13 protein-coding genes are annotated in these 16,057 nt (G+C 66.9%); 4 read left to right on the plus strand and 9 right to left on the minus strand.

Translation table 11 applies throughout. The features are described from left to right. Positions 1-60 precede the first annotated feature (60 nt). The 3 genes from EZV60_RS06540 to EZV60_RS06550 all read left to right on the plus strand — a co-directional run bounded on the left by EZV60_RS06540 (position 61) and on the right by EZV60_RS06550 (position 3,018). Complete coding sequence (locus EZV60_RS06540) at positions 61-1,884, plus strand: aminopeptidase P family protein (RefSeq protein ID WP_135503518.1); 1,824 nt, start codon at positions 61-63, stop codon at positions 1,882-1,884. A gap of 61 nt (positions 1,885-1,945) precedes the next feature. After that, positions 1,946-2,287 (plus strand): DUF427 domain-containing protein, encoded by a 342-nt coding sequence (locus EZV60_RS06545; RefSeq protein WP_135503520.1) that lies wholly within the window; start codon positions 1,946-1,948, stop codon positions 2,285-2,287. Positions 2,288-2,304: 17 nt separating this feature from the next. Further along, positions 2,305-3,018, plus strand: a complete 714-nt coding sequence (locus EZV60_RS06550) for a hypothetical protein (protein ID WP_135503522.1) — start codon at positions 2,305-2,307, stop codon at positions 3,016-3,018. Positions 3,019-3,021: 3 nt separating this feature from the next. Here EZV60_RS06550 and EZV60_RS06555 read toward each other — a convergent pair whose 3' ends face one another. After that, entirely contained in the window at positions 3,022-4,395 is a 1,374-nt protein-coding gene (locus EZV60_RS06555) for an FAD-binding oxidoreductase (protein WP_135503523.1), read from the minus strand. Positions 4,396-4,482: 87 nt separating this feature from the next. Between EZV60_RS06555 and EZV60_RS06560 the strand changes: the two genes are divergently transcribed. Next, complete coding sequence (locus tag EZV60_RS06560) at positions 4,483-6,180, plus strand: chloride channel protein (protein ID WP_135503525.1); 1,698 nt, start codon at positions 4,483-4,485, stop codon at positions 6,178-6,180. Positions 6,181-6,235: 55 nt separating this feature from the next. On the opposite strand, the gene recN is transcribed toward EZV60_RS06560, so the two are convergent. The 8 genes from recN to murB form a co-directional block, all read right to left on the minus strand. Continuing rightward, positions 6,236-7,882 (minus strand): DNA repair protein RecN, encoded by a 1,647-nt coding sequence (gene recN / locus EZV60_RS06565; protein ID WP_135503527.1) that lies wholly within the window; start codon positions 7,880-7,882, stop codon positions 6,236-6,238. A gap of 42 nt (positions 7,883-7,924) precedes the next feature. Beyond that, positions 7,925-8,773 (minus strand): outer membrane protein assembly factor BamD, encoded by an 849-nt coding sequence (locus EZV60_RS06570; protein ID WP_135503529.1) that lies wholly within the window; start codon positions 8,771-8,773, stop codon positions 7,925-7,927. Positions 8,774-8,902: 129 nt separating this feature from the next. After that, the gene (lpxC, locus tag EZV60_RS06575; protein ID WP_135503531.1) at positions 8,903-9,826 is read right to left on the minus strand and encodes a UDP-3-O-acyl-N-acetylglucosamine deacetylase; all 924 of its coding nucleotides are present in this window, start codon (positions 9,824-9,826) and stop codon (positions 8,903-8,905) included. 255 nt (positions 9,827-10,081) lie between these two features. Further along, complete coding sequence (gene ftsZ / locus EZV60_RS06580) at positions 10,082-11,722, minus strand: cell division protein FtsZ (protein ID WP_135503533.1); 1,641 nt, start codon at positions 11,720-11,722, stop codon at positions 10,082-10,084. A gap of 187 nt (positions 11,723-11,909) precedes the next feature. Beyond that, positions 11,910-13,244 carry a cell division protein FtsA gene (ftsA, locus tag EZV60_RS06585; RefSeq protein WP_135503535.1) on the minus strand — a complete coding sequence of 445 codons (1,335 nt, stop codon included), beginning with the start codon at positions 13,242-13,244 and terminating at the stop codon, positions 11,910-11,912. Beyond that, complete coding sequence (locus EZV60_RS06590; RefSeq protein ID WP_135503537.1) at positions 13,241-14,125, minus strand: cell division protein FtsQ/DivIB; 885 nt, start codon at positions 14,123-14,125, stop codon at positions 13,241-13,243. The genes ftsA and EZV60_RS06590 overlap by 4 nt, the downstream gene beginning before the upstream one ends. Next, positions 14,113-14,991, minus strand: a complete 879-nt coding sequence (locus tag EZV60_RS06595) for a D-alanine--D-alanine ligase (protein ID WP_245306247.1) — start codon at positions 14,989-14,991, stop codon at positions 14,113-14,115. Before EZV60_RS06595 ends, EZV60_RS06590 begins: the two co-directional genes overlap by 13 nt. Positions 14,992-15,086: 95 nt before the next feature. After that, positions 15,087-16,019, minus strand: a complete 933-nt coding sequence (gene murB, locus EZV60_RS06600; protein WP_135503541.1) for a UDP-N-acetylmuramate dehydrogenase — start codon at positions 16,017-16,019, stop codon at positions 15,087-15,089. Positions 16,020-16,057 lie beyond the last annotated feature (38 nt).

The raw sequence follows: 16,057 nt of genomic DNA on the forward strand, positions 1-16,057 counted from the left end.
GCCAGACCCCCACCACCGGATGCATGGACTTCCCTGCCGCCCTTCTCTAGCACTACCTCTATGCAGCTCGAAGACACCCGGTTCCAATCCTTCACCGCCACCACCCGGCCCGAAACCGGGCCGCCACGTCTGGCCGCCCTGCGCGATGAATTGGCGCGCGCGGGCCTCGATGGTTTTCTCGTGCCCCGCGCCGATGCGCATCAGGGCGAATATGTGGCCCCCTGCGACGATCGCCTTGCCTGGCTCACGGGCTTTACCGGCTCGGCGGGCTTCTGCATCGCGCTGAACGACCGGGCGGGGCTGTTCGTCGATGGCCGCTACACGGCCCAGGCCCGCGCGCAATGCGATGGCGACAGCTTCACCGTCGTCGACTGGCCCGCGACGCGCCCCGCGGCCTGGCTGCAATCCGCGCTGCCCGAGGGCGGCGAGCTTGGCTACGACCCTTGGCTCTACACGCCGGATCAGCTGGCCGCCTACGAAGCCGGCCTTGCGAGCACCGGCATCACCCTGCGCCCGGTCGAAAACCTGATCGACCGTATCTGGCCCGACCGCCCGGATCCGCCGCAAGGCGCAGTGCGCGTCTATCCCGACGCCCTGGCCGGGCAATCCCATGACGACAAACGCGCCCGTCTCGCCGAAACGCTCGTCGCCGCCGGCCAGACCGCCGCGGTCATCACCCTGCCCGACAGCATCGCCTGGCTTCTGAACATCCGCGGCAGCGACATTCCCCGTAACCCGGTCCCCCACGGCTTTGCGATCCTGCACGCCGACGGCGCGGTCGATCTTTTCATGGCCGAGGCAAAGCTGTCCGACACGGTCCGCGCCCATCTGGGCGACGCCGTCCACCTGCACGCCCCCGACCTCTTCGGCGAGGCGCTGGCCGCGCTGACCGGCCCGGTGCGGCTCGACCGGGGCTCGGTACCGCAATGGGTGGCCGACCGTCTGGACGAGGCAGGCGTCGACCGGCAATGGGGCGAGGATCCCTGCGAGTTGCCAAAGGCGCGCAAAACCCCGGCCGAGATTTCCGCAACCCGCGAGGCGCATCTGCGCGACGGCGCGGCGATGTGCGAATTTCTCGCCTGGTACGACGCGCAAAGCCCCGGATCCCTCACCGAGATCGACGTGGTCAAAAAGCTCGAATCCTGCCGCCGCGCCACGGGCAAGCTCTTGGATATCAGCTTCGACACCATCGCCGGCTCCGGCCCCAACGGCGCCCTGCCGCATTACCGCGTCAGCGAGGACAGCAATCGGGTGCTGCACCCCGGAGAGCTTCTCGTGCTCGACAGCGGCGGCCAATACGAGGACGGCACCACCGACATCACCCGCACCCTGCCCGTGGGCGATGTCACCGGCCCGGCGGAACGCGCCGCCTTCACCCGGGTGCTCAAGGGCATGATCGCCATCTCCCGCCTGCGCTGGCCCCGCGGCCTTGCGGGGCGCGATCTCGACGCCATCGCGCGCTATCACCTGTGGCTGGCCGATCAGGACTACGCCCACGGCACCGGCCACGGCATCGGCGTGCATCTGTGCGTCCACGAGGGCCCGCAGCGCATTTCGCGGGCCTCCGAGGTGCCGCTCGACCCCGGCATGATCCTGTCGGACGAACCCGGCTACTACCGCGAAGGCGCGTTCGGCATCCGCATCGAGAATATCCTCGTGGTGACGCCCGCCGACCCGGTGGCGGGCGGCGACGGGCGTGATATGCTCGCCTTTGAGACGCTCAATTTCGTGCCCATCGACCGCCGCCTGATCGACACCGATCTCCTGGACGACCCCGAGCGCGCCTGGATCGACGCCTATCACGCGGCCTGCCGCACGAAAATCGCCGCGCGCCTCAGCCCCGAGGCGCAGGCTTGGCTTGACGCGGCCACCGCGCCGCTCTGACATAAGACACCGACACGACGCGGGCCAAACCGCGACACAGACCACAACGGGAAGGGACAGCATGACCAAGATCAACATCCGCAAGGCCGAAGGCACATGGACGGTGCGCGCCGGGGGCGCGGTTCTGGTGGAAAGCCGCAAGGCGCTCGTCCTCAGCGAGGGCGATCTGCCCGACGTGATCTATTTCCCGCGCAAGGACATCGCCATGGCGTTTCTGGACGACAGCGATCACACCACCACCTGCCCGCACAAGGGCACCGCGCGCTACTTCTCCATCGTGACCAAAAGCAAGACGCTGGAAAACGCCGCCTGGAGCTATGAAGATCCCAATGAGGATGTCGCCCGCATCAAAGACTATATCGCCTTTTATTCCAGCGACACCGTAACGGTCGAGCGGGTCTGAGCCGAAGCGACTGCGACATGGCCTTCGGACGACTTTTTGGCACCGCGCCGCACGGGCGGAGCCCCAAACAACAAGGGGCCACGCCTCCGGCCGAAACTCGCTCTGAGACCACGACGCCATCTGCCACCACTGCTGAACCCGACCGCGAGGCGCAAGCCATCTTTGTCGCGCAAAGCCTCGATATCCTGCGGCAGGAATGGGATCATTGCCAATCCGGTATCCGCGGACTCGATACCGTCACCATGCGCATCCGCACATGGGCGGTGACGATCTTCGGCGGCTGCATCGTCTTTTCGCTGCGCGAACAGAATGGATGGATCCTGCTTTCAGCCGTGCCGATGCTGGCTATCTTCTACGGCATCGATGTGATGTTTAAGTGCTTCCAGGCCAATTTCATCCACCGCACCGAGGTCATCTCCGCCCTGCTGCGGCGCGTCACCGCCGCGCGCGGCCCCGAAGAACAGGCCGACATCTTGCGCACCGAAACCTTCCCGCTCTACGACCAGTACTTCAAGGGCTGGAATGCGGGCGGCGACGCCATCGACGGGCGCACGCCCAAACTGAAAACCGCCCGGGAACTGCACACGATCTGGCTCTATCTGCTGACAATAGCGCTGGCCATCGGCGGCTATGTCGCGGGCTGGCAGGCCGGGCATTATCCCGCCCTCTGGCCGATCGAGCAGGCCGCGGAGCCGCTGGAGGACACGCCTGACGGAACGTCGGGCAGCTAAGCCTTAGCGCTCCGGCACCAGCTTGCCGGGGTTCATGATATTGCCCGGGTCAAGAGCGTGCTTGATCGCGCCCATCATCTCCCATCCGCCGCCGTGTTCGCGCGCCATATAGCCAAGCTTGCCGACGCCGATCCCGTGCTCGCCGGTGGCGGTGCCGCCCAGATCAAGCGCCAGCTCCACCAGCCGCTCCGACACCGCCTTGGCGCGGGCCATCTCGGCTTCGTTCTCAGGATCGAACATCAGCGCGGCGTGGAAATTCCCGTCGCCCACATGGCCCACCACGGGGCCCGGGATCCGCGCCGCCGCCAGTTCCCGCTCGCAGGCCCGGATCGCCTCGGCCAGCCGCGAGATCGGCACGCAGATATCCGTGACCAGCGACCGCTTGCCAGGGTACTGCGCCTTGACCGCGTGAAAGGCGTTGTGGCGCATGAACCAAAGCGCGCGGCGGTCTTCCTCGCGGGTGGCCCACCGAAAATCCGCGCCGCCGAACTCCGTGGCCAGTTCGCCAAAGCTGGCCGCCTGTTCCGCCACGCCCGCCTCCGAGCCGTGGAATTCCAAAAGCAGATGCGGCGTCTCGCGCAGCCCCGCCCCGGCATAGGCGTTAACCGCCGAGACACACAGCGCATCCATCAGTTCGATCCGCGCCACCGGCAGCCCCATCTGCACCGTGGCGATCACCAGATCCACCGCCGGGCCGACCTCCTCGAAGGCGCAGACCGCCGCCGAGACCGCCTCGGGAATGCCATGCAGCCGCAGAGTCAGTTCCGTGATCAGTCCCAGCGTGCCTTCCGAGCCCACGAACAGCCCCGTCAGGTCATAGCCCGAGGCCGATTTGCGCGCGCCCGTACCGGTGCGGATCACTGCGCCGCCGGCCGTGACCACCTCCAGCCCCAGCACGTTGTCGCGCATCGTGCCATAGCGGACCGCCGTGGTGCCGCTGGCCCGGGTCGAGGCCATGCCCCCAAGCGACGCGTTGGCACCCGGATCGACTGGAAAGAATAGACCCGTCGCGCGCAGGTCCTCGTTCAGCGCCTCGCGCGTGACCCCGGGCTGGACCCGCACGGTCATGTCCGCCTGCGCCACGTCAACGACCCGGTTCATCCGGCTGAAATCCACGCAGATCCCACCGCGCATCGCCTGCGCCTGACCTTCCAGCGACGTGCCCGTGCCCCAGCCCACCACCGGACAGTCCCGCGCGGCGCAGATGCGCACAAGCGCGGCCACCTCCTCGGCGGTTTCCGGATAGGCCACGGCGTCGGGCGGCATATTGGCGAAATAGGTCTCGCTCGCGCCGTGAGTCACCAGATCGGACTTGGACCGGCTGAGCCGTTGGCCTAGTAAAGAAGACACCTCTTCGATTGCGTCCTGGATCCCCATGGTCTCGCCCCCCGCTTCCCCTGTCGCACACCCTAGGATACCCGCCGCGTCGTGGGAAGCGCCGGGATGGGCCCCGAAGGCCCGGGCATGAGCGCGGCACCCGATCCCGACGCGGGCTCGGTCCGGCACGGGCTGGCGCGGCTGCGCGAGGCCTGGTCGCGCGGGCTGCGCGTGCTGCGCGCTAAGGGTCCCAGCCAGTTCCAGTTCTGGCTTATCGCGCTGTTCATCGGTATCGCCGCAGGCTTCGCGGCGCTCTTTTTCCGCAAGGGAATCAGCCTGCTTCAGGGGCTGGTCTATGGCAGCGACGATATCTCCTCGATCCACAGCTACGCCGCCGGGCTGCCGTGGTACTGGCTAGTCGCGGTGCCGGTGCTGGGCGGGCTTGTGGTCGGCGTCATCCTCGACCGCTTCACGCCCGACGCCCGCGCCCGCTCGGTCGCCGACGTGATCGAGGGCGCCGCCCTGCGCGAGGGCCGGGTCGAGATCCGCGCCGGTCTCGCCTCGGCGGCCGCCTCGGTGATCACGTTGGGCACCGGCGGCTCCTCGGGCCGCGAGGGGCCGGTGGTGCATCTGGCGGGGGTCATCTCGACCTGGATCAGCAAACGGATCAACGCGGATGGCATCACCGGGCGCGATCTTCTGGGCTGCGCGGTGGCCGCCGCGGTCTCGGCCTCGTTCAACGCGCCCATCGCGGGCGCGCTCTTCGCGCTCGAAGTGGTGCTGCGCCACTTCGCCCTGCACGCCTTCGCGCCCATCGTCATCGCCAGCGCCGCGGGCACGGTGATCAACCGGCTGGAATTCGGCGACGTGACCGAATTCACCCTGCCCACTGCCTCGGCGCTGGAATTCTACGTGGAACTGCCCGCCTTCCTGATCCTCGGTCTCGTCTGCGGCGTGGTGGCCACTGTGCTCATGCACGCCATCCTCTTCGCCGAGGACTGGGCCAGCCGCATGCGCGCGCTGCTCCGCCTGCCGCGCTGGCTGCGCCCGGCCTTCGCCGGGGCACTTCTGGGCGGGCTGGCGGTGGGCTTTCCGCATATCATCGGCGTGGGATACGAGACCACGTCGGCGGCGCTTACTGGTCAGCTTTTGCTGCACGAGGCCATCGTCTTTGCCGTGCTCAAGGTCGTCGCGGTGGCCATCACCCTTGGCGGGCGCATGGGCGGCGGGGTGTTCTCGCCCTCGCTCATGGTGGGCGCGCTGACAGGGCTCGCCTTCGGTCTCATCGCCACCGGCATCTTCCCGGAAATTTCGGGCGCCGCCACGCTTTATGCGCTTGCGGGCATGGGCGCGGTCGCCGCCGCCGTGCTTGGCGCCCCCATCTCGACGACCCTCATCGTGTTCGAACTGACCGGCGACTGGCAGACGGGCCTCGCCGTGATGGTCGCGGTCTCCATGTCGACCGCGCTCGGCTCACGCCTGGTGCGCCGCTCCTTCTTCCTGACACAGCTCGAACGGCGCGGGGTGCGCCTCGCCGCGGGGCCGCATGCCTATCTTCTGTCCATGTACCGGGTCAGCCGTGTGATGCGCGACATCAGCGACACGCGCGCGCCCAACAAGGACCGGCTGTGGGAGCTGATCGAGGACGGCATCTATATCGACGCGAACGCCACGCTAGAGGCCGCCATGCCGGTGTTCGAGCGCTCCGGCGTCCCCTTCATCCCGGTCGTGCGCCTCGCCGCCGAGGGCGAGGGCCCCGACCTGCAAGGCGCGCTGTTCCACGTCGACGCGCTCAAGGCCTATAACCGCGCGCTGGCAGCGGTCTCTGCGGAAGAACACGGCTGATCAAGAAGCCCACCCGCGCCATCGGAGGGCCGCGGCGCGGCCGATCACCGGCGCGTCACCCCTCCATCAGCGCCCGTGCGGCGGCCCGGGCCGCCTCGGTGATGTTCTCACCCGACAGCATCCGCGCGATTTCATCCACCCGCGCGTCCGCGCCCAAAGGCGCAACGCTCGACAGCGTCGCCTCGTCGACCACCTTTTTCGACACCTGCCAGTGATGCGCCCCGCGCGCGGCCACCTGCGGCGAATGCGTGACGACAAGAACCTGGCCGGTCTCCGCCAGCGCCTCGAGCCGCCGGCCCACCGCGTCCGCCGTGGCCCCGCCGACACCCCTGTCGATCTCGTCGAAAATCATCGTCAGCCCACCCTGCCCCTCGGTCAGGCACACCTTGAGCGCCAGAAGAAACCGGCTCAGTTCTCCGCCCGAGGCGATCTTGCCAAGGGGGCCCGCCGGGGCGCCCGGGTTGGTAGCCACAGTAAAGGTCACCGCGTCGCGCCCGTCCGGCCCGGGCTCAGCCGCCTCGATCTGCGTGGCGAAAACCGCGCGCTCCATCTTGAGCGGCGCAAGTTCGGCGGTAACCGCCGCGTCAAGCCGCCCAGCGGCCTCTTGCCGCGCCGCACTCAGCGCGTCCGCCGCCGCCTCATACGCCTTTTCCGCATGCCCAAGCGCCGCCTGCAACGCCGCCAGATCCGCGTCGCCCTGATCCAGCCGGGCGATCTGCGCACGCATCTCCTCGGCGAAGGCGGCCAACTCATCGGGTGCCACGCCATGCTTGCGCGCCAGCCCCCGGATGGCAAAAAGCCGCTCCTCGGCCTCTTCCAGTTCCAGCGGGTTGAAATTCAGCGCCTCAAGACACGCCTCCACCCCCGACGCCGCGTCATCCAGCTCCGCAAGCGCGCGCCCCAGCGCGTCGAGCGGCGCATCAAGCCGCCCCTCGGCCTGATCCGCCGCACCTTCCAGCCAGCGTAGCGCGGTGCCGGCGGCGTCCTCCGCGCCTTCGCGGATCGCGGTCTGCGCCTTGGCGATATCCTCACGAATCCGTTCGCCCTGCTGCATCAGCCGGCGGCGCGCGTCCAGTTCGGCCTCTTCGCCCGGACGCGGGTCAAGCGCATCAAGCTCGCCCACCGCATGACGCAGAAAATCCTCTTCCGCGCGCATCTTGGCCAGCCCCGCCTCGGCCTCGCTCAGCGCCTTGCGCGCGGTTGCAAGGTCGCGCCAGGCCTGCCGGCTGGCCGCGCGCAGGCCCTCAAGCCCGCCGAAGGCGTCCAGCAAGTCGCGATGTCCCTTGGGATTGAGAAGCCCCCGGTCATCATGCTGGCCGTGCAACTCCACCAGAACGTCCGACAGCGCGCGCAGCACGTCGCCCGAACAACGCCGGTCGTTGACCCAGGCGGTCTTGCGTCCCTCTGCGGTGTTCACCCGGCGCAACAGCAGCGTGTCGGCCACCGGCAATCCCGCCTCTTCAAGAACGTCCCGCGCGGCGTGGCCCTCCGGCAAGTCGAACTCGGCAGTGACCTCGCCCTGCTCGGCCCCCTGCCGGACAAGATCCGCCCGGCCGCGCCAGCCCAGCACGAATCCCAACGCATCGAGCAGGATCGACTTGCCCGCCCCGGTCTCGCCGGTCAGCACGTTCAGCCCGGGCCGGAAATCCAGCTCCAGATGGTCGATGATAAGGATGTCGCGAATATCCAGCGCGCGCAGCATGATGATCGTCCCAAGGGCGCGCTTCGGGGCGCCCGACCCTCGCTAGAGCCAGCGCCCGAGGATCATCTGGCGATAGATCTGGCGCAACCAGTTATCGCCCACCGCCTCCAGCGTCAGACCCTGACCGGTCAACAGCTTGTAACTGTCCTCGTACCACTCGGTGCCCTGAAAGTTATGACCCAAGATCGCGCCCGCAGTGCGCGCCTCGTTCGTCAGGCCCAGCGACAGATACGCCTCGACCAGCCGGTGCAGCGCCTCGGCGGTGTGCGTCGTGGTCTGGAAATCCTCGACGACGACGCGGAAGCGGTTGATCGCGGCGGTGAAATGATCCCGGCGCAGATAATAGCGCCCGATCTCCATTTCCTTCGCGGCCAGATGATCGAAGGCCAGATCGAATTTCAGAATGGCCGAGGAGGCATATTCGCTGTCGGGATAGCGCTCGATCACCTCGCGCAGCGACTGCAGCGCCTGAAAGGTCAGCCCCTGGTCGCGCCCGACCTCGTCGATCTGGTCGTAATAGCTCAGCGCCAGAAGGTACTGCGCATAGGCCGCATCGCTGTCACTGGGATAAAAATCGATATAACGCTGCGCGGCCGAGCGCGAGTTCTCGTAATCCTCGGCCTGGTGATACGCATAGGCCTGCATGATCAGCGCGCGCTTGGCCCATTCCGAATAGGGATAAAGCCGCTCGACCTCGGCGAAAATGGTCGCGGCCAGTTCCTCGTCGCCCCGCGCAAGGTCATACTCGGCGCGGCCATAGATTTGCTCGGCGGTGAAATTCTCGTAATTGATCTCGCCGCGCTCGACCTGGGCGTTGATCCCGCCGCATCCCGACAGGACCACCGCCGCAACCGCCGCCGTCAACCATATCCGGGATGTGCCGCCAGTCATTCGTGAATTCGCCCTTGAACCGATGCCGTCATGCGAGCCCCGGCCCGCTGCTTCGGATCGGTCCTAGCACATAAATTTCCGGGGCAAAACGCCTTATGAGATGTTTCAAGGCAGGCCGTGTCGCGGCGGTCAGGCAACGGCGGGAATTTCGCCCCAATGCACACCAGCGCCGGGCAGACGCGCGGCCATGCGGGGCGTGCAACGCACCACCTCGAACGCCTCGCGATCGGCAAAAAGCGACCGCAGCAGATCGTTGGTCAGCGCATGACCCGCCCGGTCGCCCTGATAGTGGCCAAGGATCGGCAGACCGGCCAGCGCCAGATCGCCAAGCGCGTCCAGCATCTTGTGGCGCACCGGTTCGTCGGCATGGCGCAGCCCGCCGGGGCTCAGCACCCGGTCGCCATCGAACACCACGGCGTTCTCGCCCGGCGTGCCGCCAAGCGCAAGACCGTTGGCCCGCATCGCGTCCACATCCGCCTGCCGGCAGAAGGTCCGCGCATCGCTCAGTTCGCGCACAAAGCTGCCGTTCGACATGTTCAGCAGCTTTTTCTGCGCGCCAATGGCGCTGTCCTCGAACTCGATCGCGAACTCGATCAGAAGCGTGTCATGCGGCACCAGCCGCGCGGTCGCGTCGCCGCGGCGCACTTCGACGGGCTTGAGCACGCGCAGCGCATCCAGCGGCGCGTGCTGCCGGCGCACCCCGTGGCGCAGGATTCCGCGCACGAACGGCGCGGCGCTGCCATCAAGGATCGGCACCTCGGGTCCGTCGACTTCGATCACCGCGTTATGGATGCCGCAACCCGCAAGCGCCGCCATCACATGCTCGACGGTCGACACGGCCACGCCCGCATCGTTTTCCAGCAAGGTGCACAAGGGCGACTGCTTCACCACGTCCCAACGCGCCGGGATCTCGCAACGCGTGTGGCTGCAATCCAGACGACGAAACACGATCCCGCGATTGGCCGGAGCCGGCAGGATCGTCAACCGAGCCGACGCGCCGGAATGCAATCCGACGCCCTCAAAGCTCGCTGGGGTTTTGATCGTTGTCTGCACGCAGGCCACCTCAGGTCTTTAACCACGTCGCCCGTCGCGGAGTTCCGGACTGGGCGGGGTTTTGGTGAAGATGGTTTATGGCGTGTTGACCCTCGGCTCAATTCACTCTTTGTAACGCCCTGAAACATCGCCATCCGGCAAATGGCAAGAATCCGCCGACCTCTGTGCAAAGCCCTCTAACCCGCTGATACAAAACAAAAAACGGGCCGCGCAATGCGGCCCGTTCCGGAAAACCAAACAGCCCTTGGGTCGGCGTCAGTTCGCCTGCCGGCGCAGAAACGCGGGGATTTCGATCTGATCTTCCTCTTCCTCGCGGGCCTCCTGATGGGCCGGATTGGCCTGCATCGTGGGCTGCTGGCGCACCGGGCGCTGGCTGCTCTGGGCATGTCCCTCGCCGTGGCCGGTCATGCGGTTGATCAGCGAATTGATCCCGAAACGCGGCTTTTCGGCCGCCGAGTCCGGGGTACGGACCGGGGCCGTGGGGCGCACCTGCTGCTGGCTGCGCGGCGTTTTCTGCACGGCGGCCTGCAACCGCGCCAGCGCATCGGGCGACGGCGTACCGGCGACGGGCGCCTTGGGCGCGATGAAAGCGTCCATCTCGTCAGCCTCGTCCGCCATCGGCGCGGTCTCGCGGCGCGGCGTATAGGCCGGCGGCGGCAGGTCGTCCTCGGCGGTCTCGCGGCTGTCGGCCTCGAAGATGTCTTCCATCTGCTCTTCCGCAGCGGCCCGCTCGGCATCGAAGGTATTGAAGAGGCTGGGCTCTTCCTCCGCCTCGGGCTCATAGCCCTCCTCAGCGCGCGCGGCGACCTCGGCAGGGCGGCCGACCTCGTCGGCAACCTTGGCGGGCGCCTCCTCGGCGGCCACTTCGGCAGGCTTCAGCGGCTCGGACAGCTTGCGCCGTGGCACCGGGATTTCGCGGGATTCTTCCGACGCATCGATGCCCGTGGCCACGACCGATACGCGCATCGCGCCTTCCATGTCCGGATCCAGCGTCGAGCCAACAATGATATTGGCGTCGGCGTCCACTTCCTCGCGGATGCGGTTGGCGGCCTCGTCCAATTCAAAGAGAGTCAGGTCATGCCCGCCGGTGATGTTGATCAGAACACCCTTCGCACCGCGCAGGCTGATTTCATCCAGCAGCGGGTTGGCGATGGCCTTCTCTGCGGCCTGGATCGCGCGCTCTTCGCCGCTGTCCTCGCCGGTGCCCATCATCGCCTTGCCCATCTCGTCCATCACCGCGCGCACGTCGGCGAAATCGAGGTTGATGAGGCCCGGACGCACCATCAGGTCGGTGACACCCTTCACACCTTGGTACAGCACGTCATCGGCCATGCTGAACGCCTCGGTAAAGGTCGTCTTTTCATTGGCGAGACGGAACAGGTTCTGGTTGGGAATGATGATCAGCGTGTCGACCATCTTCTGCAGGCTCTCGACACCCTCCTCGGCCTGGCGCATCCGCTTGGCGCCCTCGAACTGGAAAGGTTTCGTTACGACACCGACAGTTAGCACGCCAAGTTCACGTGCTGCCTGAGCAATGATCGGCGCCGCGCCCGTACCCGTGCCGCCGCCCATGCCGGCGGTGATAAAGCACATATGCGCGCCGGCCAGATGGTCGACGATCTGTTCGATATTCTCTTCCGCGGCGGCGGCCCCGACCGAGGCTTTCGCGCCCGCGCCCAGGCCTTCGGTCACCTTGACGCCAAGCTGAATGCGGTTCGGGGCGTTGTTTTGTGCCAGCGCCTGCGCGTCCGTGTTGGCCACGACGAAATCGACGCCCTCAAGCTTCTTGTCGATCATGTTGTTGACGGCATTGCCGCCCGCGCCGCCCACACCGAACACGGTGATCCGCGGTTTCAGCTCCTGGTCCTGTCCTGGCATGCTGAGATTCAATGTCATCGCTCTATCCGCCTTTTCTCGCCTGCAGTTGCCGCCCGCCTGTCGCAGGCCTTTTTCCGCCTAAACTGACGTTAATCTTACCGCCCGTTAACACTTGCGTCACCTAAAAAACACGTTTTTACCACAAAATATGGGCAAAAAACGCCGTAAACACGCGGGATTTCGCCGAATTGACGACATCTTGCGGTTACCAGTTGTCCTTGAACCATTTTACCGCCCGTTTCAGAGATCTCGCCGGGTATCTGTCGACCGGAATCTCGAAGTCCCACCATTCGTCCTGGGGATTCGCCGCAAAGAGGCACATGCCCACTGCGCTGGCGAAACCCGGCCCCGTCGCGGCCTGCGGCAGGCCATGCACCCGAAGCGGGCGGCCCAGCCGCACCTGCTGTCCGAGGATACGGCTCGCCAGCCCGTCAAGGCCCGGGATCTGGCTGCCCCCGCCGGTCAGCACGATCTGCTGGCTCGGCAAGTGCTGGAACCCGGCGGCATCAAGCCGCGCCCGCACCTCTTCAAGAATTTCCTCGACCCGGGGGCGCATGATCCCGATCAGCTCGGCCCGGCTCACCGTGCGCCGGTCATGTTCCCAATCGCCGGTCTCGCCGCCGATCTCGATCATCTCGCGGTCGTCCATGCCGGTGGCCACGACGCCGCCGTAAAAGGTCTTGATCCGCTCGGCAGTGGCCTGCGGCACCTGCAGGCCCATGGAAATATCATTTGTCACATGCTCGCCGCCGATCCGCACAGAATCGGCATAGATCATGTGCTTCTTGATGAAGATCGACACGCCCGACGATCCGCCGCCGAGGTCGATACAGGCCGCGCCCAGCTCCTGCTCGTCCTCCACCAGCGCCGAAATGCCCGACACATAGGCCGAACTTGCCAGCCCCGCGAGCTCCAGGTCGCAGCGCTTGACGCAATGGGCAAGGTTCTGGATCACGTCGGCATCGACCGTGACCATATGCATGTCGGTGGCCAGCTCGCTGCCCAGTTGCCCGCGCGGATCGCTCAGGCCGGACCTGTGATCGAGCGCGAAATTGACCGGCTGCGCGTGCAGCACCTCGCGCCCCTCGCCGTAGTCCGGCACATCACAGGCCGACAGCACGCGGCTGATATCCTGTTCGGTCACCGTCGGCCCGTCCAATTCCACCTTCCCGGCCAGACCGTAACTGCGCGGCGCCGCACCCGAGAAACAGGCGATCACATGATCGACCCGGATCCCGGCCATTTTCTGCGCCGCCTGCAGGGCGGTGCGGATAGCGCGCTCCGTCTCGCCCATCGTGGCGATCTCGCCATAGCGCACTCCGCGCGACCGGGTCGTCGCCGCACCGACCACGCGAAATCCCGCCTGCCCGGCCAGCCGCCCGATCCCGTCCTGCTCATGCAGGCGATCACTGCCGTCAAAGCGCAGCACCAGACAGGCGATCTTCGAGGTGCCCACGTCCAGCACCGCCACGACGCCCCGCTGCATCGCAGCCCGCCGCATGTTGCGCATCGCCCTTTGGGATTCGTAAAGCTCGATCATTCGTTGTCCGCCCCTACCGTCATTCTTGTCACGCGCCACCATTCCTCGACGGCGTTTTCGCTCATCCGGATCGTCGGCCGCTGTCCCAGCCGCATGTCCACGACCGCCACGTCGCGTTCCAGCATGTCCTGCACGTCCGCCAGCACGATCACCCGCTCCAGCGCGCGCACCGGCGCTGCCTCCGGCAGCAGGATGCGCTGACCACGGTCCAGCACCACGTCCCAGCGCCGCTCGCCGATCCGCACCAGCCCGCGCAACCGCCCGGCCAGCGGCTCGGCCGCCTGCAGGATGGCCAGCGCCTCGGGCACCGCCCGGTCGGCCCCCTTGCCCGCGATCACCGGAAGGCCGGGACGCTCCGCGCGGCGGGTCAGCTCGCCGATCACCACGCCGGTCGCATCCACCACGCCCAACCCGTCGCGCGACCGCCAGATCGCTGCGGGCTGTCGCTCGGTGATCTCGGCCACAAGCACGCCGCCCTGCCGGATCCGCACGGACGCGTCCGCCACCGCCGGCAGGCCCACGATCATCTCGCGCACCGCGTCGAGGTCGATATCGAAACTGCTCGCCGGCAGGTCGTGCGGAAAGATCTCGCGAACATCCTCCTCGATCTCCCGGCTCGCGCCCTCGACCGCCATCAGGTTCACCATGAATTCCGGCCGCGTCTCGATCTGCCGGCGCAGATCGGCCACGGTGTCGCGGACGGCCTCCTGCCGGGCGGGATCCGCGAAAAACGTCACTGCCAGCGCGGCCACAGCGCCCAGCGGCAGACCCCATTTGAGAAGCTTGCGAAAGAGCGGCGTCAGCATCAGCCGCTGATAGCGGTAATGCAGCCGCGACGGCGCGGGATCGGCCCGGACTTCGGAACGCTTCACCTGTTGCATGACGCGTCCCTCACCAGCCAGTCGCACAAGTCCGGAAACCCGATCCCCGCCGCCTGCGCCTGCTCAGGCGATAGCGAGGTGGGCGTCATTCCCGGCTGGGTGTTGGTCTCCAGCAGGTAAAGCCCCGCCAGCCCCTGCGCCTCGTCCCAACGGAAATCGGTGCGCGACAGTCCCCGACAGCCCAGAACGGAATGCGCGCGGAGCGCATAGTCTTCGCAGGCCGCCGTGATCTCGGCCGGCACGTTCGCGGGCACCTCGTGGCGCGACCCGCCGGGTTTGTACTTGGCGTCGTAATCATACCAGCCGTCTGTCAGGATATCGGTCACACCCAAGGCCCGATCGCCCAGCACCGAGGTGGTCAGCTCACGCCCCGGCACGAACTGTTCGACCATCACGGTGGACGGCATGTCGTCCGACAGCTGCGGCGGACCGTTGGCCGCCTCCTGCACCAGATAGACCCCCACCGAGGAACCCTCGTTATTGGGCTTCACCACATAGGGCGGCGCCATCACGTGATCCGCCATCACCGCCTCGCGCGCCACCAGCACGCTCTCCACCACCGGCAGCCCGGCGGCGCGGTAGGCGTCTTTCGATTTCTGCTTGTCCATCGCCAGCGCCGAGGCCAGCACACCGGAATGCGTATAGGGGATCTGCATCCATTCCAGCAGACCCTGCACACAGCCATCCTCGCCCCAGCGGCCATGCAGCGCGTTGAAAACGACATCGGGGGAAAGCTCGGTCAGACGCAGGGAAAGGTCGCGGCCGGCATCGACCTCGACCACTTCATAGCCTGCCTCCCGAAGCGCTGCGGCGCATTCACGACCTGTAGAAAGGGACACCTCGCGCTCTGCCGAGGGGCCGCCCATGATCACCGCAACAGTCGGGGTGTTTCCGCTCGAAGAAACCACCTTACTGCCTCAAAGTCCCGGGCCATTTTCGGCCCTGTTTTATTATCTCCGCCTCAATCCGCGGACGGGGCCGGTTCGCCGACCCTCATGATTTCCCAATGTAACTCTATTCCACTGTCTTGGAAAACCTTTTTTCGCACCTCTTCGCCCAATCCTTCCAGATCCGCGGCGGTGGCATTGTCGGCATTCACAAGGAAATTGGGATGCTTGGGGCTCATCTGCGCGCCGCCCCGGCGCGCCCCGCGCAGGCCGGCGTTCTCGATCACCTTCCACGCCTTAAGGTCATGCGTGTCATCCGCCGCGCCGGTACTCGAAAATCCGGCCGGATTGCGAAACGTGCTGCCGGCCGTGCGGTCCTTTGTCGGCTGGCTTTCATCGCGTTTGGCCAGTTGCGCCTCCATGGTGGCGGCAAGCACCTCCGGGTCGCCCTCGGGCGCCCTGAAAAGCGCCTCGGTGATCACGCAGCCCTCGGGCAGATCGCTCTGCCGATAGGCAAGATGCAGATCACCGGCCGCGATCGTCACGGCCTCGCCCTCCCGGGTGACCGCCCGCACGGAAACCAGATGATCGGCCACATACCGCCCATAACAGCCCGCGTTCATCCGCACCGCCCCGCCAATACTGCCCGGAATGGTGCGCAGAAAGGTCAGATCGCGCCCCGCCTCCGCCGCGCGCCGCGCCACATGGGCGTCCAGCGCCGCCGCACCCGCGCGCACGGTGTCCCCCTCGATCGTGATCCCGTTAAAACCCCGCCCCAGCCGGATCACCACCGCGCGCAGGCCGCCGTCGCGCACAATAAGGTTGCTGCCCACCCCCATCGGAAAGACCGGCATGCCCGGATCGAGACCCCGCAGAAAATCGCCAAGATCCGCCTCGTCGGCGGGCTGAAAGAACCAGTCCGCCGGCCCGCCCACGCGCAACCACGTGAGGTCGGCCAGAACACGGCCTTCCGTCAGCCGTCCGCGCACTTGGGGTAAATCGCTCATGCGCGCTCTGCTACGTCACCCGCGACGCACTGGCAAGC

Source organism: Roseovarius aestuariivivens (assembly GCF_004761875.1).
Taxonomy (GTDB): domain Bacteria; phylum Pseudomonadota; class Alphaproteobacteria; order Rhodobacterales; family Rhodobacteraceae; genus Roseovarius; species Roseovarius aestuariivivens.

Excerpts from the sequence above, each read along its gene's own strand:
- EZV60_RS06550 (WP_135503522.1), top strand. The coding sequence starts at position 2,305 with ATGGCCTTCGGACGACTTTTTGGCACCGCGCCGCACGGGCGGAGCCCC.
- recN (WP_135503527.1), bottom strand. The coding sequence starts at position 7,882 with ATGCTGCGCGCGCTGGATATTCGCGACATCCTTATCATCGACCATCTG.
- EZV60_RS06595 (WP_245306247.1), bottom strand. The coding sequence starts at position 14,991 with ATGGGCGGCCCCTCGGCAGAGCGCGAGGTGTCCCTTTCTACAGGTCGT.
- EZV60_RS06545 (WP_135503520.1), top strand. The coding sequence starts at position 1,946 with ATGACCAAGATCAACATCCGCAAGGCCGAAGGCACATGGACGGTGCGC.
- murB (WP_135503541.1), bottom strand. The coding sequence starts at position 16,019 with ATGAGCGATTTACCCCAAGTGCGCGGACGGCTGACGGAAGGCCGTGTT.
- EZV60_RS06540 (WP_135503518.1), top strand. The coding sequence starts at position 61 with ATGCAGCTCGAAGACACCCGGTTCCAATCCTTCACCGCCACCACCCGG.
- EZV60_RS06555 (WP_135503523.1), bottom strand. The coding sequence starts at position 4,395 with ATGGGGATCCAGGACGCAATCGAAGAGGTGTCTTCTTTACTAGGCCAA.
- EZV60_RS06590 (WP_135503537.1), bottom strand. The coding sequence starts at position 14,125 with ATGCAACAGGTGAAGCGTTCCGAAGTCCGGGCCGATCCCGCGCCGTCG.
- ftsA (WP_135503535.1), bottom strand. The coding sequence starts at position 13,244 with ATGATCGAGCTTTACGAATCCCAAAGGGCGATGCGCAACATGCGGCGG.
- EZV60_RS06560 (WP_135503525.1), top strand. The coding sequence starts at position 4,483 with ATGAGCGCGGCACCCGATCCCGACGCGGGCTCGGTCCGGCACGGGCTG.
- EZV60_RS06570 (WP_135503529.1), bottom strand. The coding sequence starts at position 8,773 with ATGACTGGCGGCACATCCCGGATATGGTTGACGGCGGCGGTTGCGGCG.
- ftsZ (WP_135503533.1), bottom strand. The coding sequence starts at position 11,722 with ATGACATTGAATCTCAGCATGCCAGGACAGGACCAGGAGCTGAAACCG.